Below are 25118 nucleotides of genomic sequence, written 5' to 3'. Positions count from 1 at the left end.
CGGCCCCTGCCGACCCCAGTAGGTCAAGGATTCACAGGAGCCGTCAGGATGTTGTTCTACGGCGCTCAACCGGTGGTGATCCGGGTCCATTCTTCGAAGGCTTCGTCGGCGTGGTCAGTCCAGTATTCGATCGGGTAGAGGAAAGTTTGCTGGATCTCCTCTTCGTGCAGCGTCGGCAGAAACTCCTTGTACACCGGATTGACCGCCGGCGGCTCGCCGAGCGTAGTCGGCCCGTAGGGAAGCACCTCGTAGAAAGGATTCTGCCCCTTGGAAGTCGCTAAGTGCTGCAGGAACGCCCATTGTGCCTCAGGTGCTTTCGATCCTTTAGTGGCGTAAACGCCATCCCAAGCGAGATGGATTTTGTCCCAGAGAACGCCGATGTTCGCCCCGTTCTCGGCCGCCTTCGCCGCCCGACCCAGGTAGCAGAGACACATGCCGAAGTCACCCGACTCGAGCGAGGCCTGCTGCTGCACGTGATCTGCCTGGGGTACGGCATCATCTCCCAATTGGTCAAAAATGCTTTCGACACGACTCCAGTCGATTGGAATCACGTCCTCCGCCGCGACCCCGTCCGTCACGAGCAACGGCTCCACGGTGCCCCCCGGGTAGCTATAGAATATTCGTTTGCCCGGGAACTCTTCGGTGTTCATGAAGTCCTCGACCTTCGTCGGGGGGTTGTCGCCATAGAGTTCCTTGTTATAGACGACACCCACAGCCATGACCGAAACAGGCACTATGCAGTCGTCGGTGACGTAATCGGGGTTGACCTCGCTCATGTCGAACTCCGGGGGACGCTTCTCGAATAGAGTGCCACACTGGCTGCCGCCGACGGCGGCATCGATCTCGACCACATCCCACGTCGTGCGTCCGCCATCGACCATCGTCTTGATCTTCGCCGGATCGGTCGGGCTGTCCGTGGCGATCTGGACTCCCGTGTCGTCAGAGAACGGCTCGATCCAACCTGTCTTGGCCGCCTCAAGCGCCGCGCCCCCGTAGTTGACGAAGACGAGCCGCTGACTACTCAGGTCACCACCATCAGCGTTGCTCGTGTCTCCGGCTGCGCTGCATGCGGTTACGAGCAGCAAACAGGAGGCTGCTACTGCTGCCCTGTATATCTTTTTCAACGGAACTCCTATCGAGGGTGTTGATCTTTTTCTGGTTTCGGCACAGTTTTCGCAAGTAGCTTCAACGCAGGGGTACTTTGCGGCGGTAGGCGACGCATGAACGTGGCGCCCACGGTCTCATAGCGGAGAAAGGACGGCCGTCTCTTCGGGAACCGCTCTTTGCGCATCACGGACGCCCTCGCAACCAACCACTGCGCCGGCATCGTGTGCCCAGCTGACTGCGACTCTTTCGCCTACGGTGTGATCATGCTCGGAAAGGAGTTGGTCTACGAGCAATTTCCTTCCGTCAGATTCCAGAACAAGCCGGCGTCGTCCGCCGAGATAGACGGTTTCTGTGACGTAAGCTTCCAGCACGTTGAACGCTGAAGAGACCTGCTGCTCCGTCGGCCGGGCGATCAGATGTTCCGGTCGCAGCACTAAGGCCACGCGTGAGCCATCGGACAGGGGCGAGTCCGGGACGATGATCTTGCGGCCCTGCGATGTGAGGCATCGATCGAGTCCGTCAGTACTGAGCACACCCTCGAATACGTTGGAATCACCGAGGAACTTCGCGGCGAATAGTGTGACAGGGCGCTCGTATAGGTCGCGTGAGTGGGCTACCTGCTCGATGCGACCCTCGTTGAAGACAGCGATTCGGTCGGACATTGCCAACGCTTCCTCTTGATCGTGGGTAACAAACACGAAGGTCACCCCGAGCTCGCGGTGAATGCGTTTGATCTCGATCTGAAGATCCTCACGCAAGCGCTTGTCGAGTGCCCCGAGCGGCTCGTCGAGCAGAAGAAGTTTTGGGCCGAACACCAGCGCTCGCGCCAGGGCTACGCGTTGCTGCTGGCCCCCTGAAAGTTGTCGTGGGTACCGCCCGGACAGGTGCGCCAGTCCGACAACCTCGAGCACTGCCCCGACCTTCTGAGTGATCTCCCTTCTCGACAGACCCCGCTGCTTCAGCGGAAAGGCCACGTTGGCGTCGACCTTCATATGCGGAAAGAGCGCGTAGTTCTGGAAGACGACTCCAATATCGCGGCGGTGGGTGGGAATTCCGTTTAAAGGCACGCCGCCCATCCCCACCGTTCCAGCGTCAGGGTTGTCAAAACCTGCGATGATATTGAGGGTGGTGGTCTTGCCGGACCCGCTAGGGCCGAGAAGAGTCATGAACTCACCGGGCGCGATACTGAGATCGACGCCGTCAAGCGCGACATTGTTTCCGTAGCGCTTCGTGAGGCTTTTTATCTCTAGGCCGACTCCGTGTTCCGCCATGAACTCACTGCCTTTCTTTCTTGATTCCCAATACGGCGAACAGAAGCAGTACGAGGGTCGTAGTGCCGAGCAACACGGTGGATGCTGCCGCGATGGTTGGGTCAATCTCTGCGGTAACGCTTCTGTAGATCTGGATCGGCAACGTTCGGGTGAAGGGACCCGCGAGGAAGAGCGACACGATCGCTTCGTCGAACGAGGTGAGGAACGCAAAAAGGGCACCCGTTAACACACCGCGTGATATCAGAGGCAGGGTTATACGGAAGAACGCGATTCCCGGGCTTGCGCCCAGGCTCGCCGCGGCGCGAAGCAATTGACCGTCAAATGTCTGTAGCGCTGCCGAGACAGTGACGACAACAAACGGTATGGCCAGCACTGTGTGCGCAAGAACAAATCCGGGCAGCGTCTGAGTGAGCCCCAAACGTAAGAACACGTAGAAGATGCCGATCGCGAAGATCACCCCGGGAACGATCATCGGTGAAATGAGAATCGCTCGAGCAGGTGCGCGCCATCGGCCGCGTCCGTTGGCCAGTGCAAGGGCGGCCATCGTGCCAAGAGCGGTGGCCAGAACAGTAGTGATTGCTGCGATCTGGAGTGAAAAGACAGTCGCTTCATACCACGCAGGGTTGGTGAAAAAATTCTCGTACCATCGGGTCGACCATCCACGGGGTGGGAATGTCAGGCTCGGCCGGTCAGTGAAGCTGACTGGAACCACAATGAGTGTAGGCAGGAGCAGTAGCAGGCCGACTATGACGGAGTAGCCAACCAGCACCGAACGTGCGGCTGTTCGTTTCATAAAGCGTCCCTCTCAACGCCTAACACTCTTCTGTAGCGATGAATCGCGACCTGCACGAGTCCGAGCAAGAGCAACGTTGCGGTCAGCAATATCAGAGCCATGGCGCCTCCGCGACCAAACGCGAGTAGCTGATTGACCTGCGTGACGATCTGCTGCGAAATCAAACTGTTGCCGGGGCTGCCTAGTAGCGCCGGGGTGAAGTAGAACCCCAGCATGAGAATAAATACCGTCAGACACCCCGCCAGAATCCCGGGCATGGCAAGGGGAAGGTATACCCGCACAAAAGCAACCCGCGGTTTGGCGCCGAGACTTTCGGCAGCGAGCAGCAGCCGACGGTCGATGCCGGAAATCGTCGCGTAGAGCGGGAGGACCAGGAAGGGCAGAAGAACCTGCGTGGCTCCGATCGTCACGCCCGTCATATTTCCCAGTAGTCGAGGTCCCTCGACTCCAAAAGCGCTCAACGCCGCCTTCACCGGCCCCGTGTCCTGGAGCAGAATCACCCAGGCGTAGGTCCGGACCACAACGTTTGACCAGAACGGTAACAGCACCGCGGCAAGCATCAGCATTCGCGCACGAGGACTAACAAGGGTCATCAGGTAGGCGAAGGGGAAACCCAGGACGAGACAGAGCACCGTCACCCATGCGCTCACCAACAGGGTGCGTCCGAGAATCGCGAGCTGGGTGCTGTTGGCAAGGAACCATTCGTAATTGGCGAACCACGGTGAACCGGGTTCCACGAAGTCAACGAAGCTCAGGTGAATTGTCTCGGCAAGTGGGTACAAGAACGCGAATGTGATGAAACCCAACGGCGCGACGATCAGCCAGACTACCGACCGAGTTCGTCGGCGGAGGGGCTCTCGGTCTTCCGCAGCCGTAGCGGGACCGCGACGCAGTTGTGCGTTCGAGTGTTCTCTGATCGCGCTCACGGGCTTCTCCTCACATCAGCGTGTCGGGTGAGCCAACCGTAGTTCTGAATCCCAGCCGCCGGACTTGGGAGAACGCCAAGTACCCCTCGTGATCATTGGGCCGTCTCCATGGGCAGTGCGGCCGTGCTGACTCACGGCTAAAGGATCTTGCGGCGGACGAGAGCCACCTACTCTGCGGCACTCGCATGCGCTGGGCGGTGCCAGCGCGCCCAGCCAACACGAAGAGGACGCCTCGAGACGCCAAAGAGCGCCTCGCTGAAGCACGCGCGCAGATCCCAATTTCACAGGACCTTCCCAATGGTCGTCCTGCGGATGTACGCCGCTATGCTTTCAAGGCGAGGACCTCGGCGGGGTTCACCATGCAGATTTGGTGCACTTGCTCCTGTGACATTCCACTCTTCAATGCTCGCGGAAGAACACTCTCAAGAATGTGCTGGAACCCCTCGCCCCCATACTTCGCCGTCTGCGACTTCAAGGCGAGATCCTGGCTGATGAGTATGCGCTCGAGATGGCCAGCCTCGATTAGAGCGAGGAGGAGGTCGATGCGCTGAGCATCACTGAACTGCCAAACCTCACCATAGAACGCCATGGCTTGCTCGCTCCCGAACAGATCATAAGCGACGTACGCGCCAGTACTTGCCAACTCCAGTGCGGACCTGACGGTCATGGAATGGATATCCATGTGGGACATGATTGTCCGGTCGACCGCGCCGCCAACGTCAGCCACGATCTCGAGCGCGTACATTGCCACGTCAAAACTGACAGCATGCAGCTGCAGCGCGAGACCCGTCTGTCGTTGAGCTTTGACCGCTGCACGCAGGACCCGCTCCTCATGCTCATGGAGAGTGTGGCTGAGGCCCACCTCACCCAAAACGCCAGTCCTGATGCCGGTGCCGTCGACTCCGATCTCTGCATCTCGCACGAAAACTTCAGCAATGTCATCTTCGTCGCTGTCGGCGATCCATTTCGGATGCACTGGCCGGGTATAAGCTCCACCGCCCATCACAATATGGACACCAGTCGCCCGCGAAACCTGAGCCAGACCGACGGGGTCACGGCCGAGCCCGATTGAACTGGAGTCAACGAGGGTCCCCCCACCCCATTCCTTGTACGCCATCACCTCATCGATCGCCTCCGAGACGTCAAATCGCGAGAGGTTGTCTCGGCATACGAACGGGTGACGACGGATATCGACGTTGTTGCTCAACGAAACCTTCGCGTTGACGAAACGCAGAGCACTGTCTGGCACCTGCTGCTCGGGTGTTGCGTCCATCAATACGTCAACGAAGACGTGCTCATGCGGCTGGACATGGCCGAGTTGATCCGCAGGAACATCGCCGAGCACCGTTCGCACCATACGATTCGTCAGTTCTGTCACGTTCACTCGCTCTCGGTCTGGACGTTATTGCCTTCAGATTCCGGAAGGTGTAGCCACGGTGATAGGGACACTTCGCCTCGCTCGACCCGCACTGTATGATCTGGAGTCCTCGAGCACGCCGCACCATTCCAACTCTGTTGCTAAGCAACCGCCTCGGGAGCCTCTCAACATTCGCGTCTTTCAATCTTTGTGTCGCGCTGCTTTCCCTTGACTTGGGGGAAAAACGATTCTTTGAGCCTTCCTTCCCCCAACTTCCAAGCGGTCGCCTCGTGTTCAAGGCGTCTCCCCCGGCGCGGTGGAATTCGACAAGACAGTCACGTCTTGTGCGTCGCTGGCGGCTCAGATGGCGTCGGCAGGTGAATCAAGTGAGTTCAGCTGGCGCGTGTGCGCAGCATTCATCGCGACGCCCTTCCAGGTGTCGAATTCGCCTAGGTAAACGCCGTCCTACAGCGCACTGCGTTGGCTATTTGACGGTCACTCGTTCGCTACTGGGTAGCGGTTTGGCCGCACCAGCGGCCACACCTGATGCCGCCACCAACGCTACGACAATAAAAAGCGTTTCGAGCAAGCCGAGATGTTCGCTTACGACTCCCAGAACCGGCGGCCCCGCCAGCAGTGAGATGTATCCGATCGTTGCTGTAGCGCTCACGCGGGCCGCTGCCTTCGCCGGGTCATCGCCAGCCGCGGAAAGGCCGAGCGGAAAGCCGAGCGAGGCACCAACTCCCCACAACACCGCCCCAACGAACACAAGGGGAAGATTTGGGGCAAGGATGAATAGCAGAATGCCACCGGCCGCGCATCCCGCCATCACGCGCAGCACCAGGACCCGCCCGAACCGGTCCACCAGTGGACCGCCCAACATTCGGACGATCATCATCGACACGGAGAACACCGTTAGCGCGGCCGCGCCGGCAGCCGGTCCCCCGTTATGGTCTTCGCTCACACCGAGCGCAAGCCAATCGTTCGCGCCGCCCTCAGCGAAAGCCATCCCGAGCACCACGATGCCGAGAGCGTAAGTACGCGGTTCTCGCCAAGCCGAGACATCCCTGGCCAGGGGCTCGCCTTGACCAGGGCGAGCCGTATGAGCCGTTTCACGGGCCAGGGTATCGTCGGTCGCGGGCCGTGGCGGCACATTGGCGATCGCAGTGAACGCGATGACGAGGATCATCAGCGACATCGCAAGGCAGTGCCAGAACACGCTGATGTGTTGGGCGGCTGCGGCTACTCCGAAAGCCGCGCCGATAACAGTACCAACGCTGAAAAACGAATGAAAGAGCGGCAGAAGCGTCTTGCCGGACTTGACTTCGATCGCGCCGCCATCGACGTTCATCATGATGTCAAGACATGCATTGCCGAACCCGAACAGCACAAGCCCGGCCACTACCAGCCAGACCAGGGGGAAAATGGACGTACCCAAGCCGATAACGAAAAGGCCGAGGGACACCATCAGCATCATCGCCCGCATACCCGCGCGAGTGCCGAACTTCGCGATAAGGGTCGAACTGACCAACAAACCTACGATCGACGCCACCCCCATGCACAAAATCAACAGGCCAATTCCGGCATTGTCGATGCCCAAATCCGCCTTAATCGCCGGTATGCGCGAGGCCCAGGTCAACCAACTCAGTCCGCTCGCCGCGAAGATCGCAAAGACGGCGTAGCGCCACCGGACGTATTGGCGGCGAGTCAGGGAAGGGCCGCTTCCTGGAGAATACATCGTCTGAATCTACCGGCGCCGCTGGGCACACCGACGGCTCGCGCTCAAGCTGGGGACTGGAAGATCACCAAAATGCCCGCCTCCACCTTGCTGCGAGAACAAGACGACGTTGTCTAATCTTCAAGGAACCGCACCGCCCAGAAGATGAAGAGGTTTGATGTGACCGGACGCAATGTTGTCGTGACGGGAGCTGGGTCCGGAATCGGACGGGCCACCGCGAAACTATTCGCAGAAAACGGAGACCGGGTTTCCTGTTGGGACATACAGCAGTCGACCGCCGACGAAACTGTCGCTGCGATTCGGGAGCAGGGTGGCGAGGCCGAGGCGATCCAATGCGATGTGTCGAATGAGCGGCACGTCGTCAGCGCTTTCGAGAGGGTTGATGCCCTGTGGGGCGGGCTGGACGTTCTCTTCGTCAATGCCGGAGTCGAGGGGCCGCTAAAACGGATCGCCGATGTGAGCCTCAGCGAGTTCAATCAGGTGATCGGTATCAACCTCGTGGGTGCCTTCTTGATCTCTAAGCACGGAGTACCACTCCTGCAGAAGAACGGCGGCGGCGCAATCGTCATGACCGCGTCCGTCCTTGCCCACGTGTCCACCCCCGACTGGGGCGCCTACGGCGTTTCGAAGGCAGGCCTACGGGCGCTCGCGCGATCGCTGGCCATAGAACATGCACAGGACGGAATTCGCGTGAACTGTGTCGCCCCGGACGGGGTGAGCACCGAGCTGATGCACCGTGGTCTCCTGACAACCGGTCTCGAGGAAGACGTCGCTACAGAGTACGAGGCGACGCTGTCGACGCCGGAGCAGGTGGCCGACGTCGTGTACTTCCTGGCCGGCCCCGGAGCCGCACTGATCAGCGGCTCGTCTCTCCTCCTCGACCGGGGCTTGATCTCCCGACGCCCCAGCTAAGGCCGTTAGGGCTTGTTGGCGCACTACATCCTCGATGGCAGCACATGCTTCGATAGCGAGATCTCGGGCGCGGCTGAGCGTCTGATCCGGGTGCCCACCAGCGTCCCACATCCAATTCCACGTCGAGGCGCGGGCTCTGGTGAAATGCCGTGTCGGATCTGCGTCTCGATCGCGGATTGGTAGCCATGGCGTGAATAGAGCGGCTCAGCCCCACCGGCGAGCGGAACCACATGAACGGTCAGCCCAGCAAGTGCGGACCGCCGATTCGCTGCTCGGGGAATCCCCCATGACCAACCGCCTGTCATGACTCGATCGATCCAGCCCTTCAGTTGCGCCGGCATGGACCACCAGTAGACAGGGAACACTATGAAGAGGTCGTCGGTCTGCGCCAGGATTCGCTGCTGAGCCAGGACGTCTGCCGGTGGCTGTAAGTGGCACGGAGTTGCTTCTTGTTCCGTCCAAGTCCGCTGCCCGCTCTTTGCACATTGTCGTACGCGCACTGGCAGTCAGCCGAAATAGTCTGGTCGCAATCCGGTGTTGAACGAGAGGTTGTGCGTCATGCAAGACGAAAAGCGAACTGTGATCGTCACGGGAGGCGGGTCCGGGATAGGACGTGCGATAGCCCAGCGATTCGGGCGGAGTGGCGACACCGTTTATGTCTGGGACATTGACGAAAGTCGGGCACGTAGCGCGCTCGTGGATGGCGCCGACATGCATGCCGAAGTGGTCGATGTTCGCGACTACGATCGAGTTCTTTCGGCGGTGAAGGCGGTCCAGTCCGCGACGAGCAATCTCGACGTCGTGGTTCATAGCGCTGGTGTGTTCGACGGATATGCGGGGATCGACGATACAACTCCCGAGCTGTGGAACCGAGTGATCGAGCTGAACCTTACCGGAGCCTTCCACGTCGCCAGGTCCGCTGGGCTGCAAATGCGGGATGCTGGAAAAGGCGGGCGGATCATTGTCGTCAGTTCGATCGGAGGGGTGCGCGCTTCGCTTGATGGACTGGCGTACGTCACCAGCAAGGCGGGTCTCGACCACATGGTGCGTCGGCTGGCCTTCGAGCTGGGCCGGGACGATATCACCGTCAACGCTGTGTCGCCTGGATCGATCACGACAGACCTGGGTCGCACGTCGAAAGAGATCCTGGGCGATGCCGTGAAGATGGGCGGTGGCATCCGGCTTGCCATGCCGGCAGAAGCCATGAAATTCGCGCTTCCGGCGGGGCGCAGCGGAACCGTCGACGAAGTAGCCGCGCTGGTGGAATTCCTGGCCGGTCACGAATCTGCCTATATCAACGGGCAGGCCATCGCCATTGACGGCGGGTGGACCGCGGGCTGATCCCCGCCAGCGCAGTGCAATCGTGATTTCTGAAAGAGAAGATGAAGGGAGCCAGGTGTCTAGTTCCGTCGTAGTGACGACTCACGGGAGGGTGGCTACGTTGACTCTCAATAGGCCCCACGCACTCAACGCTTTAGATAGACAGCTGATGCGCGAAGTGGTCGAAGCTGCGACGTCACTCGATCGTGACCGGGGGGGGGGGGGGGGGGGGGTGGCCGCGATGGTCTTCATGGGATCAGAGCGATCCTTCGCCGCTGGAGCTGACATCGCTGAGATGTCGTCGCTTTCCCATGTAGACGCACACACGGACGATCTCTTCTCAGAGTGGGATACTTTCGCCGCCATCCGCACTCCGATGATCGCAGCGGTTGCTGGCTACGCTTTGGGAGGCGGATGCGAGTTGGCGATGATGTGTGATCTCATCATCGCCGCGGATTCCGCGCAATTCGGGCAGCCGGAGATCGGCCTTGGGTTAACGCCCGCGCTCGGCGGGTCACAGCGACTAACCCGGGCGATCGGCAAGTACAAGGCGATGGACCTGATCCTTACTGGCCGCACGATCGGAGCAGACGAAGCCGAGAGGATTGGGCTGGTTTCACGCGTTGTACCGAGCGAACAGCTGCCGGAGGAAGCGATGCGCATCGCAGAATCAATCGCCGCGCGTTCGGTTCCCGTCCTCTATGCCGCGAAAGAACTCGTGAACACCGCTCTGGACGTCACGCTCCAGCAGGGGGTTCGATTCGAACGTCGGGTATTTCGCTCTGGGTTCGGCTTCGCGGATAGCGCGGAAGGAATGAGCGCGTTCCTGCCACGTCGTGACCCCGACTTCACCGACCAATAGCGACCACTACCCCTTTTGGCCGGGCGGTGCGGGGGCGGTCGGAACCCGCGGCACTCCTCGGAATGAGCGCCAAGACGAACGAGGCTCTGACATGAAGATTGACCATCTGGCGGCCGACAAGCACGCGCTGGAGCAAAGAACGAAGGTTCTTCCCAGCACCTATCGGCTCTTCTACGAACGGCCAGTCATTGTCGACCACGCCAAAGGCGCCTGGCTCTGGGAGCGCGACGGATCGAGACTCTTGGACGCGTACAACAACGTGCCGGTCGTCGGTCACAGCAACTCTGAGGTAGCCGCGCAGGTGGGGGCCGCGCTGCAACGAATCAACACCCACACACGATATGTCGAGCCGTCGATCGCCAAGTATGCCGAAAAACTGCTGGACGATTTCCCGCCGTCGATGGATCGTGTGATTTTCACCTCATCGGGCAGTGAAGCCAACGACCTTGCGCTTCAGGTCGCAAGGGTCCTCACCGGCCGACGGGGCGTCGTAGTCACGTCGAACGCTTATCACGGCACGACGGCGGCGCTTGCCGCGCTCTCTCCGAGCTTGTCCACTCATTGGAAGGACGAACAGTCGATCTTCGTCGACGTCCCGAGCGGTCTTGCTGGCACGGCAGAGTTCGGCCCGGCACTTGCGGAACGGGTCGCCGCCGCTATCACTGAGCTGGAGTCGCGCGGTGTGGGATTCGCCGCGCTGCTCTTTGATTCGGTGCTGTCCAGCGACGGCATATTCACCGACCCTGTCGGTTTCCTCCAACCCGTTCGAGACGTTGTCTCACGCGCAGGCGGACTGTACATCGCAGATGAGGTGCAATCGGGCTTTTGTAGAACCGGAACCGCGATGTGGGGCTTCGAACGACACGGCATCGTGCCGGACCTAGCGGTGCTGGGCAAACCGATGGGAAACGGGCTGCCGATCGCTGCGCTGGTTGGCGGTCACACCCTGCTGGACACGTACGGTGACTCGTTCCGGTACTTCAACACTTTCGGCGGTAACACAGCATGTGTTGCCGCGGCAAGCGCGGTCCTCCAGATCATCCACCGTGACCGACTCGGGGAACGATCCGAAAGAATCGGCACTCGCATCCGTCGGGCGCTAAACGACGAAGTCGCTCGGCTGAAGCTCCCGTTTCGGGTCCGCGGATCGGGGATGCTCATCGGCGTAGATACCTCGCCAATCGCGGACTTCCCCGGTCCCCCATCCGTTGGCGCCCTCGCGCACCACCTCATGAATGATCTCCGCGAGCACGGCGTGCTCGTAGGAACCACCGGAGTGGAGAACAACGTGCTCAAGATTCGTCCACCGTTGGTTTTGAACGACCGCCAAGCATCGCTGCTCATTGAGCAAATCTCGGGGGCTTTCGGCAGGCTATGCACGAACGGCGATGATACAAATGTTCACTGAGCATGATGCCCTGCTCGTTGCCCAGGTATCTTCGGAACGCTTCGGTCGACGATTCTCGGTGATCCGAGCGATCGTCGGTGAGACCTATCTCAACGTGGCCTTGACGGATGACGCGGGACGCAAATACATCGCCAAGCTTGCACCCCTCAGCGTCGACCCCTTGGCCCTGGAGTGGCAGGGGCTTCTCGTCGATCGAGTAGCGGCCGCCAGGCTCGAGTTCGCAACGCCCCGTCTCGTACGGACGACGAACGGCGAGACGACAACGCGAATCACCGATGGGAGCGCTCAGGGCACCCTCCGACTCTTCACTTGGGTCGAGGGCATCCTCATGTCCGACGTGCCGCGCTACTCGGATCACTTCCTTAACAGCCTCGGCCGGCTCTCAGCCCGACTCACCCAGGCTTTGGAAGGGGTGGGCGCCGGAGGTAGCGGAGAACACTTCTGGTCGCTCGCTCGAACCCACGTCTCGCTTAGCGAGGTGCTTGATGGCTTGCCTCTCGGGGTTGAAGCCAGTCTTATTGGCGAAGTCAGCGAGTTTCACAAGCGTCATGTTGTGGCGCTCCTGGACGAGCTGCCGAGGAGCGTCGTCCACCAGGACCTCAATCCCTACAACGTCCTCGCCGACCCGTTCGACAATGACTTGGTGATAGGCGTTATCGATTTCGACGACGCTGAGGAGACTATTCGTGTTGCGGACATTGCCATCGCAGCGGGGTACGCCATGGTCGACCACCGCGATCCTGTTGGTGCGCTGATCGCAACGGTGAACGGATACCAGACGGTCTTGCCGCTCACCCCTTCGGAGCGGTCATCGATCCTGGCACTTTCGCTCCTGAGGTTGTGTCTGAGCTGGGCGACGTGGAGTCGCCGCGCGAACGGTGACAGAAACTCTTACGCGGCGGTGCGAATGGGTTCGACGTGGCCGGTTCTCCAGCGGGTCATCGCCCTTGGGTTGGAAAACGCTCAGCTCCGGGTTCTCAAGGAAACCCACCTCGTGTGAGAGAAGATCACAGCAACCACGAGAACAGGCGGGGACTACAGCCCCCGCCTGTTCCTGGGTAATCAACGCCCGTCGAGCCAGATGGAATAGAAGACTGAGCGGAAATCGCCCAGGCTCTTGTACCCACCCGTTTCCGGCACGTTGTGCTCCGTGTCGAAGAGCACGATGGGTGGTCCAACCACCCCGGGCGCTTCGCCCTGCATGAGCCGGCTCACGACGTCGATAGAAGCGAAGACCTCCCAATCGACGTCATATCCGAAGCCAGCATGCTGGCCCTCGCCGTTCCGAACCAGTTCCATGTTCGCAGGATCTCCATTCCCCGCAACGACCTGGATTTCGTCACTCCGGTCGGAGTTCATCACCGCACTTGCCACACCATAATTGATGAGCTCGTCGTATGCGGCAACGATGTAGTCGGCGGACGGATACCGCACCAAGGCCTGGACCGTCTTATCCTGAATTTCCGGGCCGAAGTCTTCGACGCCGATTGGGATCACCTCGACGATCTCGCACCCCGCGCACTCAGCAAGGCGAGTCTCGAAGCCCTCCTGGAATGCCGCTGTCTCCCGGAAGTCAGGGACCGGCAATTCTATGACCTGGGCGGTGCCTCCAGAGTTCGCGATGACCCAGTCCGCCTGAGCGGCTCCCCGCCGCAAGAAGTTCTCGCGAGGTGTGGAGGCCCCGGGGTAGGACGGAACCCCGTCGAACATTGACTCTGCACCAGCATCGACCTCGCTACAATCGACCGACGAGAACGCAACGATCGTAATCCCTGCCTCACGCAACTGCTGGAGCGGACTCTCATTTCCTGGGCAATCCATGCCGAAAAGCAGAATTGCGTCAGCGCCCCAGGAGATTGCTTGGCGCATGCCCTCTTGCTGAGTATCGGGATCGAATTTGCTATCAAAGATACGCACGTCCCAGCCGAGCTTCTCCGTTACTTCCTCCACTACTTTCGCGCTTCGGGCGCCCGTCGCAGAACCCAGGGCGGTGACAAAGAACAACCGAACGTCTTCCGCCGCCGGTGGTCCATCCGACGGAGGTACCGCAGAAGCAGCCTCATACGCTGCTTCGACAGCCAGGCGCGACTGCTCAACTATTTCCGGGTCAGTTTCAGCGCTGGTGGTTGTTGTCGCCTCCGTGCCGGAGCAACCGCTGAGCAGCAGGGCAGACGCGCCAAGGACGACGCCCACCCGGAGCGCAGCCCATCTCGACAAGATATTCATATATCGCCATCTTCCTCATTGAAGTAGCGCACCGGGCGCAATGCGCGCCCGGTGCCTGGTGTCGCCGCACACAGCGACGTTTTCGGGTCATCAGAAGTGACGACGAATATCCCTCGAACTCCTCAAGCGGGGCCGAGCGAGTCAGCCGACGGGAACGCCCTGTCGACTCGTGACGATCTGCTCGGCAGCAGCTTTGCCGCTGGAGATGCAACCGACCATTCGTCCTGTCCACCGCTTGTCCACGTCCGCTCCAGCGAACCGCAGCCGACCTTCTGGCTTATCCAGGTCGCCGAAGTAGTTGGTGAGGAAGCCAGGACGCGAAACCATCCACGTCCCCTGCGAAAACTCCGAGTCCAGCCAGTTCTCGTAGAACGTTTCCAGAACTTCCGCCTCTGGCGCGAGCTTACGCAGCTCACGTTGAACCGCCTCGATGTCATCCACATTCAGCTGCGTGTGCTCGGTCATCGCGAAGATCAGGGTCTCACCGTTGTCCAGCGTCGCATGGTGGAGGAGCATCTTGAACGCCAGTTCGTGCGAGATGCTGTAAATCCCCACCGGGACGTTCCTCACGCGCATCCACAGCTTGTGCTGCTTGCCCACGTGCTTCTCCTGTGCGGCGGCCGTCTTCGCCGGGCAGAGAGCCGGGGTGAACTCGACGTCGGACCACGTGTTCAACGGCGTAGCCCACACGACATCGTCGGCTGTGAACACCTCTCCCGACCGAGACGTGAGCTGGACCCCGTTGGCGTCCTGCTCGACTCGGACAATGGGCGTGTTCAATTTGATTACGAGGCCCGGTGAATCATCGATGATTGCCTGGCGATAGAGCTTGGACCCGCCTTCGATTTCGTGTGACACACCGGCGTACCACGACCAGGGGCTGTTGTTCATGCCCGCGATATAAGGACCAATGATGTCTGCGGCGGAAATATTGTGGGTCAGATTTCCCCCGTAGATTTCCACCCATGCGGTCGCGTACTCCCAGGTCTCGCGCGGAAGCTCGATGCCAGCGAGCCACTCGCTGAAGGGAATGTCGAGGTCTTTTACGTCATCGACCCAGTTGTCCTTCTCGAAATCGATTCGGTGAGATTCGTGTATTGCGCGGTATGCGACCCGAATAAGGTCCTCGACCTGGTCGAATGGAAACGCTTCTTCGTAGGTCTTGCCGTTCAAGCGAGTACGAAATGCCACCTGATCCTTTGTGTATCGGATAGGCAGGTTGTATTTCGTGAATTCCTCCCGAGCGAGCGGTTCACGGTCCGGGTCCCAGTAGGTGCCACCCGTCTCGATGGGCTGTCCTGCGAAGTCGGCCGTGTTTGTACGTCCTCCAAGCCTGTCGCGTGCCTCGACGAGCAGCGTCCTCAGACCCGCCTGACTCAGTTCCCGCGCCGCGATCAGGCCGGCCAAGCCGCCGCCGACGACAATCGAATCGTAGTGATCCACCGATTGATTCATTGCGTACACCTCTCTGTATATGCGGTCAATCCGGTACCGCTCCCGCGGGCCCGCAAACTGTCCTGAATTTATCGCCGAAGGGCCCAACCGGGACCTAGTAGAAAGACCAATTCGCCGGGGAGTCCATGGTGTCGTGTCAGACGGGCTGTGACTCGCTCGCGGAAAGCTTCAGGGCGAGCGCCGCCACGGCGCGCCTGTTGAGCTTCCCGTTCCCGCCACTCGGCAACGGGATGTCGACGAAGAACAGCGTCGGAATTTTGTACACCGCCAACCGGTCTCTGAGTTGAGCGCTCAGTTTCGCTGAGTTGGTTGGAGTGCCATCCGTAGATACAAATGCGACGACGGCCTCACCATACGACTGGTCCGGGATGGAGACGACGGTCGCGTCCACGACACCGTCGAGCCCGATGAGGGCGGCTTCAACCTCGGGCGGTGCGATGTTCGCTCCACCACGAATGATCATGTCATTCAAGCGCCCCACGACGAAGTAGTAACCGTCCTGATCCCTCCGGAGCAGGTCGCCGCTGCGAACCCAGCCGTCGCGGGTCAAACGCTCACTGGTGAGATCCGGATGCTTGTAGTACTCCAGCATTCGCCCAGGGCAGGTGAACTGTGCCTCCCCTATCTCGCCCTCCGGCACGGGGCGACCGTCCGAGTCGACCAGTCGGATCTGCGCACCGGGAACGAGCTGACCGCATGTCTCGCGTGGAGCTTCGCTGTCTACCTCTGGCATCGTGGCAAGCACCGGAAACGCCTCGGTGGCCGCATACCCTTCCCAGATTCGGGAGCCGATTAACCGTTCGAACTCGTCGGTCACCAGGCGGTTAATCGGTTCCGCACCGGTATAGCAGTGGCGAAGGGTACTCAAATTGGATGGCTTCTCGCGATAGACCTCGAGCAATTTTACAAACATCGTGTTGGATCCCGAAAAGAGCGTGATCTTCGACCGCTCGATCTCGTTGAGGACATGTACCGGATTGAATTTTGGAAGAAGGACGACCGTCGCGCCGGCTGCGAGGAGCGCGCTGGTTGTGGTGGAAAGTCCATACACCCAGGAGAGCGGTAGGGCGATGAGCGCCCTATCCTCCGCCCGGTAGTCGAACACCTTCGCGTACGAGCGTGCGCTCCACAATTCGGCACCATGACTGCGCAAGACGGGCTTCGGCGTCGAGGTGCTACCGGACGTGTACGAGATCAGGACTGGCCAGTCTGCGGGAAGATCAACGATGGCGGCGTTGCCGACACTCGCCACAATGTCATCGAAACTGGTCCATCGACGTCCACTGCTCTCCCCCACCACCACCACCTTGGCTGGAAGCTCTGGAATCGTCCGCGCGAACCGCTCGAAGTCGTTCGCGAGGTCAGCGGAGACGAAAGCAATCGCCGGCTCGGCATTCGTGGCGACGTAGGACAATTCTTCGCGCTGAAAGCTCGGGTGAGCGGGCGCGAACACAGCGCCTATTCGGGCTGTACCCAAATATGTCGCGAGGAATTCGATACTGTTCGTGGAGTAGAAGAGTACGGAGTCTCGCGGCTTCACACCTTGCCCGATGAGCCACGCGCCAATCTTTGCCGCGAGGGTATCGAGTTCGAGGTAGGTCACCTCGCGGCTCCCAAGCACAAGGGCCAGGCGGTCCGGTGCTCCCTTCGTCTTCTCGGCGACGAGCTCTGCGATGTTCAATTCGGGTCCCCTTCGGTCCGTCAGTATGAGCGGGGCAGACGTAGCCCGGCCTGCGCAACGCTATTAAGCAGCATGTGCGGGGTCACTGGCGACAGGCGTAGCACTCGCATCTCTCGCGCGTAGCGCTCAACTTGCCCCTCGCGCGTGTAGCCCATCCCACCCAATGTCTGTATGGCCGTATCGGTCGCCAACCAGCCTGCTTCGACTGCTAGGAAGTAGGCCACATTTCCCTCCGTGCGTAGCGAAACGCCGTCGTCATAAGCGTCCATGGCGTGCATCAGATACGACCATGCGGAGTCAAGGCGAACCGATGCCAGGGCGAGCGGGTGACTGATCGCCTGGTTGGCTCCGATAGGTCTCTCGAACACGACGCGGTCTGTCGCGTACTTGACGGCGTGCCTTAGCGCGGCGCGTCCGATGCCAATCGCTTCTGCGGACATAACGAGGCGCTCTCGGTTGAGCGCATCGACGATGTAGCGGAATCCCTGTCCCGGCTCACCGATGAGACGCTCGGCGGGAACCGGTGCATCCTCGAAAAACACCTCGCAGCTGTTGATCGCGTTCATGCCGTGCTTCTCAATGGGCCGGATATCGACGCCAGGTACGTCCTTCAAATCGACGAGGAACAAACTCAAGCCCGAAAAGCGGGACGACTCGTCGGCAGGAGCTGTGCGGACCAGAACCAGAGCAACATCTGCGACATCCGCCTGAGTGATGTAAATTTTCTGACCATTGAGCACGTAGCCATCAGCGGTCGGCGTGGCCGTCGTCGAGATCTTAGAAGTGTCCAATCCCGCGTTCGGCTCCGTCACCGCAAACGCGATCTTGAGGTCACCGGCTGCAATACCCGGAAGTACAGCGTTTTTGAGATCGTCGCTACCGAACTTCACGATGGGCTCGGCGGCGAACATAGGGTTGTGTGTGACGACACAGCCCACCTCAGCGGCGCCGGAAGCACCGATCTCGTGGAGCATCACGGCGCCCTGGCGAGTGCCCTGGCCCCCGCCCCCGAATTCCTCCGGGATCGTCAACCCGAGCCACCCCCCTTTCGCCATGGAGTCAAAGAACTCATTCGGGTAGGTCTTGGTCCGCTCGCATTCAGACCAATACGCATCGTCGAACGGCTTGCACTGGTCGCGGACCGCGCTGGCAATCTCGGCGTCAATATCATCTAGTTGGAAGATCGTCATTCCGTTGGCAGCTTTCTCTCTTGGCCCGGGTAAGGGCCAGTTTGTACGCTGGCGCCAGAGCAGGGCATAGTCTCGGCTTCAACGTTTGGCAGCGGTTTTTGGGGATCCTCCGACTCGCGGCCGGAGTGAATTGATCGCGCGGCCCCACGGAAGCGATTCGGCCCGGCCAGCACGCCAGCGCTTCGCTCCGCTAGACGCGGAAGACCCGCAGTTGAGTGGCCAAGAGCGAGTAGTAGCCGACGACGGTGGTCACCTCGAAGATGACGGCTTCTCCGAGTGTCTCCGCGGCCGCAGCATAGGACTCGTCGTCGAGATCGCCAGTCCTCAATAGCTGTGTGGCGAGGTGCGCGATTGCCGATTCGTACGCATCCGCGCTACGCGGCTCTCGCCCCTGCGCGATATCTTCGAGATCGCCCTCTGTGAGTCCGATACGCCGACCAACCGCTTCGTGGGCGTAGATTTCGAAAGCGCTGCCATGATGATGCGCCACTAGGAGGATCGTTATCTCCCGAGCACGGTCGCTCAGACCGCCTCTGAACCGAAGCGCCGCCCCGAGGCATTGGAGCGCGTCGCCGATACCAGGGACCAACAGCATCGCGTCGAACGGACCCTCCAGCCCGCCGTCGGCGTTCGTCAGCGGAAACGCCGACTCACTACTTCGTGATCCTTTCGCGATCTTGTCAAAGAGGTCGCGCTGGGCCGGTGTCATGTTCGCCGGGAGCGTCCGGCTCTTTCTCGCCTGTCCGGTGCCTCGCATGCTGCTGCTGTGACGCTTTCTCGACTCGGTCATGCCCTCGCTCCGTCCCGCCTGCGACGGATCACGACCGCCACAGCCACACCGAGAATCAACGCGGCACCGTTCGAGTAGTCGGAAACGTATGCCGGCGCTCCAGCGAGGCTCAACCCATTGTTGAGAACCGCCAGGAAGTAGATCGCTACGATGGTGCCCCACACGTTGTAGCGCCCAGGTTTCACGGCCGCCGCGCTAAGAAATGCCGCCGCTATGGCGGGCATGAGGAACACGGTCGCAATCTTGGGGCTCGCGCCGCCGGCTCTCGTGACATAGAGGATGCCCCCAATCGCGGCGAGCACGCCACAAGCAACAAATGCGATTGCTTTCATTCGCTTGATGTCGATACCGACGAGCTTCGCGGCAGCGGGGTTCGACCCAGACGCATAGAGCTGTCGGCCGAAAGGGGTGTGCTCCAGGAAGAAATATGCGATCGCCGCCACTCCGATGAGGATCATGAAGATGATCGGGATTCCGAACAGATTGCCGTTGCCAACCGTTGTGAACGCGGGCGGGATCTTGCTCGTAAGTGCTAATCCGCCTGTGACGTGGGTCAGAATGCCGACGAGGATCGTCGAGGAACCCAGCGTCGCTATGATCCCGGTGATCCCCACGACGTTCACGATGCCAACGTTGAAAAGGCCGATGAGCAGGCCTGTCACCAGCCCTCCCAGCACCGCAACGCCGACCGGGACACCGGAGGAAACCATCATCGTTACGAGCACGGCCGAGAGCGCCGCATTGGACCCGACGGAAAGATCAAACTCTTGAGTGATCAGCGGCAACAGCACGCCGATAGAGACAATGCCGACAACCGCCTGCCCTGACAGAAGAATCCCGATGTTCTCCATTGTGAAGAACATGTCGGACGTTCGCGGCCAGAGGCTGAAGAAGACGGCAAATGCTATCGTCAACAGCAGAAGCGCGTTGGCCTCCAAAATCTTCGTGAATCCGTGCCGAGTGGACTTCCCGGCCTGTGGCGGCTTGGGGACGTCACTAACCACCGGATCCGTGGGCACAAGATTCGTTGTGCTGACCGCGTTCACGTCAACCATGGATGTTCTCCTTCGCAAAGACCTTCTGATACAAGTCCTCCTCGTCGATAGGGCCGCTAGGCACTTCGTCGACGACTCGTCCTTCATGGATTACGACAACCCTGTCGCTCACGTGCGCTAGCTCTTCGAAATCACAAGAGACGAAGAGGACGGCCAGCCCCTCCCGCGTAGCGTGATCGATGAGGCGGTGGATTTCCGCGCGGGCTCCAACGTCAATGCCTTGGGTGGGCTCGTCCAACAGAAGGACGGCAGGCAGACGCTGCATCCACCGGGCGATCATCACCTTCTGCTGGTTGCCGCCTGACAATGCCGAGATCGGCACTTCCGCGGAGGGTGCCTTCACCCCGAAGGAGGAAAGCAACTCGCTCGCCGCATGACGTTCGGAAGCACCACTGACGAAAAAAAGACCACGCTGGTGAGCGCTCAAATGAGCAACCGAAAGATTTTGTATCAGGTCCAGGTCGCCGAAGATTGCCTCCGCCGATCGGTCTTCCGGCACGAGCGCGATACCAGCCTGCATCGCCTGCCAGGGATGGCCGGGCGGGACGTCGACACCGCGCACCGTGAGTTTGTCGCCGCCGCGGGGCAAAGCCCCGAAGATTCGCTTCAGCAGATTGCTTCGCCCGGACGACAACAAGCCGGCGACGCCCACGCATTCGCCGGCGCGGAGCACGAGCGGTAGGGAACCGTCGTCCGGCACATAGCTGAGCACGGTACCGGATCGGTTATTGACGGAGCGCGCCTCGTGCGCAGAAGCGGAAGCCCCTGTGATTGCCTGGACAAGCTTGTCTTGGCTCAAATCATCTCGACCCAGGCGAGCTACCACCTGTCCATCGCGGAGCACCGTCGCCTCGTCGCAAACTTGTTCCACCTCGACGAGGCGGTGCGTCACCAAGAGTATCGACAGACCGGACGCAGCGAGCTGGCGGATCGATGTGAGGAGAAACTCAACCTCGTTCTTAGGCAGCGAAGCCGTCGGTTCATCAAGAACGAGAACGCCCCCGGACGCCCCGTCGACGTCTTGCATCGCTCGGGTGATCGCGACCATCATCTGCACTGCCGGGCTGAGATTCTCCATGAGGTCATCCGGTTGAGCAGGAATGTTGAATCGCTTGAGTATCTCACCGACCTTTCGCCGCTGCGCGCGCCAGTCGATCTGCTGTAGCGCCCCCCGAGAGAAATGTCCATCGATTCCGATATTCTCGGCGACGCTGAGATCTGCGAATGTCGTGTTCTGTTGATGCACGAAGCGGAACAGACGCGAAGTCGCCAGTTCGGGCGTCTGTGATGTCGCGTCCCATTGCCCCTGCGGAGACCGGAAGGTTCCTCCATCTGCGGTCACGACTCCGGCTAAGCATTTTATGAGCGTGGACTTGCCAGATCCGTTGCCGCCAAGGAGCGCGTGGACCGTTCCACGTCGCACCCTGAGCGAAACGTTTGAAAGCGCGTGGTTTGCGTCATACGATTTCGAGACCTGCTCTACCTCTACGGCGATATCCGAGCCTGAGGCGCGTTGGAGGCCACCGGTGGTCGCTGGGTCGTCCTTCGTCCGAGCACCAGTTCGTCTGCTCACAAGATCCATGTCGCTCCCTTCACCATTGAACGGTCAGCGTCGATTCGCCAGAATGTACGGCTTGCCCCTCCCGCCCAAGCCGGTGGAGGACCGCAGATCGACCGATTCTCAGCGTGCGGAATTGGAAACCCACACAGGACCGGCACAGCGAGCCGGCCGCTTCTGGCCCACTGTCGCAGACACGCTCCGCCTGTGTGCTCGTGATAAATGAGTAAAGTCGCGCCCGGACTTGTTGTTTCACACATCGTGCTCGGCGAGTTGAGGTGTGAGCATTGAGCAAAATATCGATGCTGGCGATCATCAGACCTCCGGACGGATGGCGTCAGATTTGCTGCGAGGAGAATGCTTCATGTTCAACCACCCAGAAACGGTTTATGCCAAGAATTTCATCGGCGGCAGCTTCCGCGAATCGCAGACCGGCGATCGGGAGCAGAATAGAAGCCCGGTGACAGGCGAGATTCTGGGTTCGTACTCCCTTTCCTCGCCCAGTGATGTCGACAACGCCGTTGCCGCGGCACGCTCTGCCCAACCGTCGTGGGCCGCCCTCTCCGTCTTTCAGCGGGTGGAGGCACTCCAGCGCGTTCATGACATCGTCCGGGCGAGACGCGAAGCGCTCGCAAGCCTTCTCACTCTCGAACAAGGCAAAGTGTACGAAACGGAGGCCTTAGCTGAGATCGATGAAGTTCTCGCCATGTTCAACGTCTCCATGGAGGCCGCGAAGGCCCTCGAGGGATCGATGCCTGCCTCCATGGACGCCAACAAACGCGTACTCGTTTACCGCGTGGCGAGGGGCGTCGCAGTCTCAATCCAGCCCTGGAATTACCCGCTGACGATGATGGCCGCCAACCTCTTCCCTGCACTCGTGACAGGAAACGCCGTGTTGTCGGTGCCCGCACCTGCAACGGCGCTTGTTGCCTCCGAGCTCGCTCGATGCTTTGTCGACGCGGACCTGCCGCCCGGCGTCTTCAACTTCGTGTCGGGCCTCGGTAGCGTCGTGGGTGCTGCGGCGGCCGGTCATCCAGGTGTCGATGCTGTGGCGTTCACGGGTTCTGCCGCCACCGGCAAAGCAGTCGCCCTTGCTTCCGCCGGAAAGTCGCAATTGCTCGAGCTCGGCGGGAATGGACCGACCGTGGTGCTGGATGACGCAGATCTGGATCTGGTGATTCCGGAGCTGCTGTCGTCATCCTTCCTGGTGGCGGGCCAGGCATGCACGGGCGCTGAGTGGGTACTCACCCAGCGCGGGATCCATGACGAACTCGTCGAGCGACTCACCGCCGCGGTCGAGGAACACATCATTCTCGGCGATCCCCGCGACGCGGTGACCCGAATGGGTCCGCTCAACAACCAAGGCGTGTGGGACAAGGTCCAGCAGCACATCACTGGGGCAGTGAACAACGGAGCCTCCGTGCGCACCGGTGGCCGCGCCCGCGCGGGCCTCGCCACAAGCCTGTATTTTGAACCCACCGTGCTTTCGGGTGTCACCTCGCTGATGGAGATCGCCAGGGAAGAAACGTTCGGCCCAGTCATTCCCGTGCAGACAATCGCTGACGAGGGAGAGGCCCTGGCGGCCATGGCCAGGTCAGAGTACGGTCTGGCGGCTGCGGTGTTCACGCGCGATCTCGAGCGCGGACTCCGGTTTGCCGAGGCCGCCCCCACCGGCAACGTGAACATCAACCTGGGCAGCACATGGACGGAACCGCACCTCCCGTTCGGCGGCGGTTCCGGCAAGAGCAGTGGGATCGGACGTTCACAGGGGCGCTATCCGCTCATCAACACGTTCACCGAAACAAAGACGGTCATCTTCCAACTCAGTCGTTGAGGCGACTGCCCTGGTTGACTGGAACGCGGGCTGAGTGATTTCCGAGCTGTATGGAAATCACTCAGTCTGAGCCATTCCCGGGCTAGCGACATCGCCCCGGCACGCAAGTTCTTCTTGCCGCGCGGTGATCTCTTTCGAGACGCATCCGTGCATCCCTGGTTTCTCAGCGCGCATCTGCGTCCCTTACGCATGCCGCGTCCGCGTTCTTTGGTCCGCGCGCGGCTCGTCACCATGACGGTGGCGTGGCGCGAAGCTTGTTCAATACCGTGAGGGTATTGATGGTCGTCAAAACTGGTACTTCAGAACAACGCTGAGGTGCGCGAAGCTTGCTCAAGAGACCAACGTAGGCCACAAGCTGCGCTAGAGCCTCTCGATCAACAGGGCGCCTTGCCCACAGGTTTACGAACCTCAGCATCTCGGCGGAATCCGTACCCGCGGACGCCAAGTCGCACCACTGGAAGGGTGGACCCGTCATGACTCTGCCGTTGACAGGCGTACTCGTCGCCGATTTCAGCCGGGTCCTTGCCGGACCGCTCGCTTCGGCATCTTTGGCTGACCTGGGCGCTCGCGTGGTCAAGGTTGAGCGCCCTCACGCCGGTGACGACACTCGTGCGTGGGGTCCTCCGTGGACTTCCAACAGCGCGGCCTATTTCGAAAGCGCCAACCGTGGCAAGGAGTCTGTCGTCTTGGACCTCGAGGATCCCGACGATCTAGCCGTGGCTCACGAACTCGCCCGGCGAGCCGACGTACTCATCGAAAACTTCCGCCCCGGCGCCCTCGATAAGCGCGGTCTCGGTTACGAGCAAGTTCGAAAGACAAATCATGGGCTGGTGTACTGCTCAGTCTCGGGGTTCGGCCGCGACAAGGGAGCCCATCTACCGGGTTACGATTTCCTGGTCCAAGCCGTGGGCGGCCTGATGTCCATCACTGGTGACGCCGACGAGAACGGCGGGCAGCCAATGAAGGCCGGGGTTGCGCTGGTCGATGTTCTCACCGCAAAGGACGCGACCATCGGCATTCTCGCGGCACTTCACGTGCGCGGTGAGACCGGACGAGGTCAGCGCGTCGAGGTGAATCTGCTGTCCAGCCTGCTCGCGGCTCTCGTCAACCAGGCCTCGTCTTACTTGGCCACCGGCGAGTCTCCTGGGCGCCTCGGGAACGCACATCCTTCCATCGCTCCCTACGAACTGCTGCCAAGCTCTGACGGGCAGCTGGCCGTCGCGTGCGGGAACAACGGTCAGTTTCGCAAGCTCGCGGCTACGCTCGGCGATGAGTCGATTGCAGACGATGAACGTTTCGGGACTAATGCAGCCCGGGTGGAGAATCGCGCCGCCCTCATCGAGGTGCTCGGTGTCCTGTTGGTTCACGGCACAGCAGACTCTTGGGTTCAACGGTTGTCTGCCGCCGGGGTTCCGGCGGGCAGGGTCGGGAGCATAGCGGATGGGATCGCCTTGGCGACCAGGCTTGGGCTGGAACCGTTGGTGGAAGTCAGCGCAGGACAACCGGCTCAAGTCCGGAACCCGGTGACGTACTCGGAGACGCCGATTACCACCTACACCGCCCCGCCCCGCTTAGGCCAACACAACGACGAGGTCCGTCGCTGGTTACAGGAGAAGGAACAACAGTGAGTCACAT

The 25118-nt window shown here is 60.7% G+C and carries 21 protein-coding genes; 7 read left to right on the top strand and 14 right to left on the bottom strand.

The features are described from left to right. Window positions 1-65: 65 nt before the first annotated feature. The 6 genes from HCT51_RS06420 to HCT51_RS06395 form a co-directional block, all read right to left on the bottom strand. Window positions 66-1085, bottom strand: a complete 1020-nt coding sequence (locus HCT51_RS06420) for an extracellular solute-binding protein (RefSeq protein WP_191413799.1) — start codon at window positions 1083-1085, stop codon at window positions 66-68. 156 nt (window positions 1086-1241) lie between these two features. Continuing rightward, on the bottom strand, window positions 1242-2378 hold the full coding sequence (locus HCT51_RS06415; RefSeq protein ID WP_166880501.1) for an ABC transporter ATP-binding protein: 1137 nt from the start codon (window positions 2376-2378) through the stop codon (window positions 1242-1244). 4 nt (window positions 2379-2382) lie between these two features. After that, window positions 2383-3171 carry an ABC transporter permease gene (locus tag HCT51_RS06410; RefSeq protein ID WP_166880504.1) on the bottom strand — a complete coding sequence of 263 codons (789 nt, stop codon included), beginning with the start codon at window positions 3169-3171 and terminating at the stop codon, window positions 2383-2385. After that, window positions 3168-4097, bottom strand: coding sequence for an ABC transporter permease (locus HCT51_RS18705; RefSeq protein WP_224760710.1), 930 nt, complete (start codon window positions 4095-4097; stop codon window positions 3168-3170). Before HCT51_RS18705 ends, HCT51_RS06410 begins: the two co-directional genes overlap by 4 nt. 322 nt (window positions 4098-4419) lie before the next feature. Then, window positions 4420-5475: a phosphotriesterase family protein gene (locus HCT51_RS06400; RefSeq protein WP_166880506.1), complete on the bottom strand. Its 1056-nt coding sequence runs from the start codon at window positions 5473-5475 to the stop codon at window positions 4420-4422. Window positions 5476-5938: 463 nt separating this feature from the next. Beyond that, window positions 5939-7192: an MFS transporter gene (locus tag HCT51_RS06395; protein ID WP_166880508.1), complete on the bottom strand. Its 1254-nt coding sequence runs from the start codon at window positions 7190-7192 to the stop codon at window positions 5939-5941. A 159-nt stretch (window positions 7193-7351) separates the two neighbouring features. On the opposite strand from HCT51_RS06395, the gene HCT51_RS06390 reads away from it, so the two are divergent. Further along, window positions 7352-8104 carry an SDR family NAD(P)-dependent oxidoreductase gene (locus tag HCT51_RS06390; RefSeq protein ID WP_166880510.1) on the top strand — a complete coding sequence of 251 codons (753 nt, stop codon included), beginning with the start codon at window positions 7352-7354 and terminating at the stop codon, window positions 8102-8104. 23 nt (window positions 8105-8127) lie between these two features. Here HCT51_RS06390 and HCT51_RS18955 read toward each other — a convergent pair whose 3' ends face one another. Then, on the bottom strand, window positions 8128-8604 hold the full coding sequence (locus HCT51_RS18955; RefSeq protein ID WP_166880512.1) for an NAD(P)H-dependent oxidoreductase: 477 nt from the start codon (window positions 8602-8604) through the stop codon (window positions 8128-8130). Window positions 8605-8662: 58 nt separating this feature from the next. Here HCT51_RS18955 and HCT51_RS06380 point away from each other — a divergent pair, with 58 nt between their 5' ends. From HCT51_RS06380 to HCT51_RS06365, 4 genes are all read left to right on the top strand, one after another. Further along, complete coding sequence (locus HCT51_RS06380; protein WP_166880514.1) at window positions 8663-9445, top strand: SDR family NAD(P)-dependent oxidoreductase; 783 nt, start codon at window positions 8663-8665, stop codon at window positions 9443-9445. 22 nt (window positions 9446-9467) lie between these two features. Continuing rightward, a complete protein-coding gene (locus tag HCT51_RS06375; protein ID WP_370626952.1) occupies window positions 9468-10286 on the top strand; it encodes an enoyl-CoA hydratase-related protein in 819 nt (272 codons plus the stop codon). 91 nt (window positions 10287-10377) lie between these two features. Further along, window positions 10378-11694 (top strand): aspartate aminotransferase family protein, encoded by a 1317-nt coding sequence (locus HCT51_RS06370; RefSeq protein ID WP_166880524.1) that lies wholly within the window; start codon window positions 10378-10380, stop codon window positions 11692-11694. A gap of 58 nt (window positions 11695-11752) precedes the next feature. After that, a complete protein-coding gene (locus HCT51_RS06365) occupies window positions 11753-12694 on the top strand; it encodes a phosphotransferase (protein ID WP_191413793.1) in 942 nt (313 codons plus the stop codon). Window positions 12695-12756: 62 nt separating this feature from the next. On the opposite strand, the gene HCT51_RS06360 is transcribed toward HCT51_RS06365, so the two are convergent. From HCT51_RS06360 to HCT51_RS06330, 7 genes are all read right to left on the bottom strand, one after another. Next, a complete protein-coding gene (locus HCT51_RS06360) occupies window positions 12757-13920 on the bottom strand; it encodes a sugar ABC transporter substrate-binding protein (protein ID WP_166880529.1) in 1164 nt (387 codons plus the stop codon). Between the two features lie 141 nt (window positions 13921-14061). Next, window positions 14062-15375 (bottom strand): flavin monoamine oxidase family protein, encoded by a 1314-nt coding sequence (locus HCT51_RS06355; RefSeq protein ID WP_166880532.1) that lies wholly within the window; start codon window positions 15373-15375, stop codon window positions 14062-14064. A gap of 136 nt (window positions 15376-15511) precedes the next feature. Then, window positions 15512-17056 (bottom strand): class I adenylate-forming enzyme family protein, encoded by a 1545-nt coding sequence (locus HCT51_RS06350; RefSeq protein ID WP_166880535.1) that lies wholly within the window; start codon window positions 17054-17056, stop codon window positions 15512-15514. Window positions 17057-17076: 20 nt separating this feature from the next. Further along, a complete protein-coding gene (locus HCT51_RS06345; protein WP_166880538.1) occupies window positions 17077-18246 on the bottom strand; it encodes an acyl-CoA dehydrogenase family protein in 1170 nt (389 codons plus the stop codon). A gap of 190 nt (window positions 18247-18436) precedes the next feature. Continuing rightward, window positions 18437-19036: a carboxymuconolactone decarboxylase family protein gene (locus HCT51_RS06340; RefSeq protein WP_224760709.1), complete on the bottom strand. Its 600-nt coding sequence runs from the start codon at window positions 19034-19036 to the stop codon at window positions 18437-18439. Continuing rightward, complete coding sequence (locus tag HCT51_RS06335) at window positions 19033-20091, bottom strand: ABC transporter permease (RefSeq protein WP_166880541.1); 1059 nt, start codon at window positions 20089-20091, stop codon at window positions 19033-19035. Before HCT51_RS06335 ends, HCT51_RS06340 begins: the two co-directional genes overlap by 4 nt. Continuing rightward, a complete protein-coding gene (locus HCT51_RS06330; RefSeq protein ID WP_166880543.1) occupies window positions 20084-21673 on the bottom strand; it encodes a sugar ABC transporter ATP-binding protein in 1590 nt (529 codons plus the stop codon). The genes HCT51_RS06335 and HCT51_RS06330 overlap by 8 nt, the downstream gene beginning before the upstream one ends. Window positions 21674-21929: 256 nt before the next feature. Between HCT51_RS06330 and HCT51_RS06325 the strand changes: the two genes are divergently transcribed. Then, on the top strand, window positions 21930-23483 hold the full coding sequence (locus HCT51_RS06325) for an aldehyde dehydrogenase family protein (protein WP_224760708.1): 1554 nt from the start codon (window positions 21930-21932) through the stop codon (window positions 23481-23483). Between the two features lie 473 nt (window positions 23484-23956). After that, window positions 23957-25111 (top strand): CaiB/BaiF CoA transferase family protein, encoded by a 1155-nt coding sequence (locus HCT51_RS06320; protein WP_166880545.1) that lies wholly within the window; start codon window positions 23957-23959, stop codon window positions 25109-25111. Window positions 25112-25118: the final 7 nt, after the last annotated feature.

Origin of the sequence: Salinibacterium sp. ZJ450 (genome assembly GCF_011751885.2) — a bacterium.
Lineage (GTDB): Bacteria > Actinomycetota > Actinomycetes > Actinomycetales > Microbacteriaceae > Ruicaihuangia.
The sequence above is the reverse complement of the archived record's forward strand: the minus strand, read 5'-3'. Positions and strand labels throughout refer to the sequence as shown.

What these genes read in the sequence shown, in the direction of transcription:
- HCT51_RS06370 (WP_166880524.1), top strand. Translation starts at nt 10,378, where the DNA reads ATGAAGATTGACCATCTGGCGGCCGACAAGCACGCGCTGGAGCAAAGA.
- HCT51_RS06345 (WP_166880538.1), bottom strand. Translation starts at nt 18,246, where the DNA reads ATGACGATCTTCCAACTAGATGATATTGACGCCGAGATTGCCAGCGCG.
- HCT51_RS06335 (WP_166880541.1), bottom strand. Translation starts at nt 20,091, where the DNA reads ATGGTTGACGTGAACGCGGTCAGCACAACGAATCTTGTGCCCACGGAT.
- HCT51_RS06410 (WP_166880504.1), bottom strand. Translation starts at nt 3,171, where the DNA reads ATGAAACGAACAGCCGCACGTTCGGTGCTGGTTGGCTACTCCGTCATA.
- HCT51_RS06380 (WP_166880514.1), top strand. Translation starts at nt 8,663, where the DNA reads ATGCAAGACGAAAAGCGAACTGTGATCGTCACGGGAGGCGGGTCCGGG.
- HCT51_RS06395 (WP_166880508.1), bottom strand. Translation starts at nt 7,192, where the DNA reads ATGTATTCTCCAGGAAGCGGCCCTTCCCTGACTCGCCGCCAATACGTC.
- HCT51_RS06360 (WP_166880529.1), bottom strand. Translation starts at nt 13,920, where the DNA reads ATGAATATCTTGTCGAGATGGGCTGCGCTCCGGGTGGGCGTCGTCCTT.
- HCT51_RS06330 (WP_166880543.1), bottom strand. Translation starts at nt 21,673, where the DNA reads ATGGATCTTGTGAGCAGACGAACTGGTGCTCGGACGAAGGACGACCCA.
- HCT51_RS06320 (WP_166880545.1), top strand. Translation starts at nt 23,957, where the DNA reads ATGACTCTGCCGTTGACAGGCGTACTCGTCGCCGATTTCAGCCGGGTC.
- HCT51_RS06415 (WP_166880501.1), bottom strand. Translation starts at nt 2,378, where the DNA reads ATGGCGGAACACGGAGTCGGCCTAGAGATAAAAAGCCTCACGAAGCGC.
- HCT51_RS06355 (WP_166880532.1), bottom strand. Translation starts at nt 15,375, where the DNA reads ATGAATCAATCGGTGGATCACTACGATTCGATTGTCGTCGGCGGCGGC.
- HCT51_RS06340 (WP_224760709.1), bottom strand. Translation starts at nt 19,036, where the DNA reads ATGACCGAGTCGAGAAAGCGTCACAGCAGCAGCATGCGAGGCACCGGA.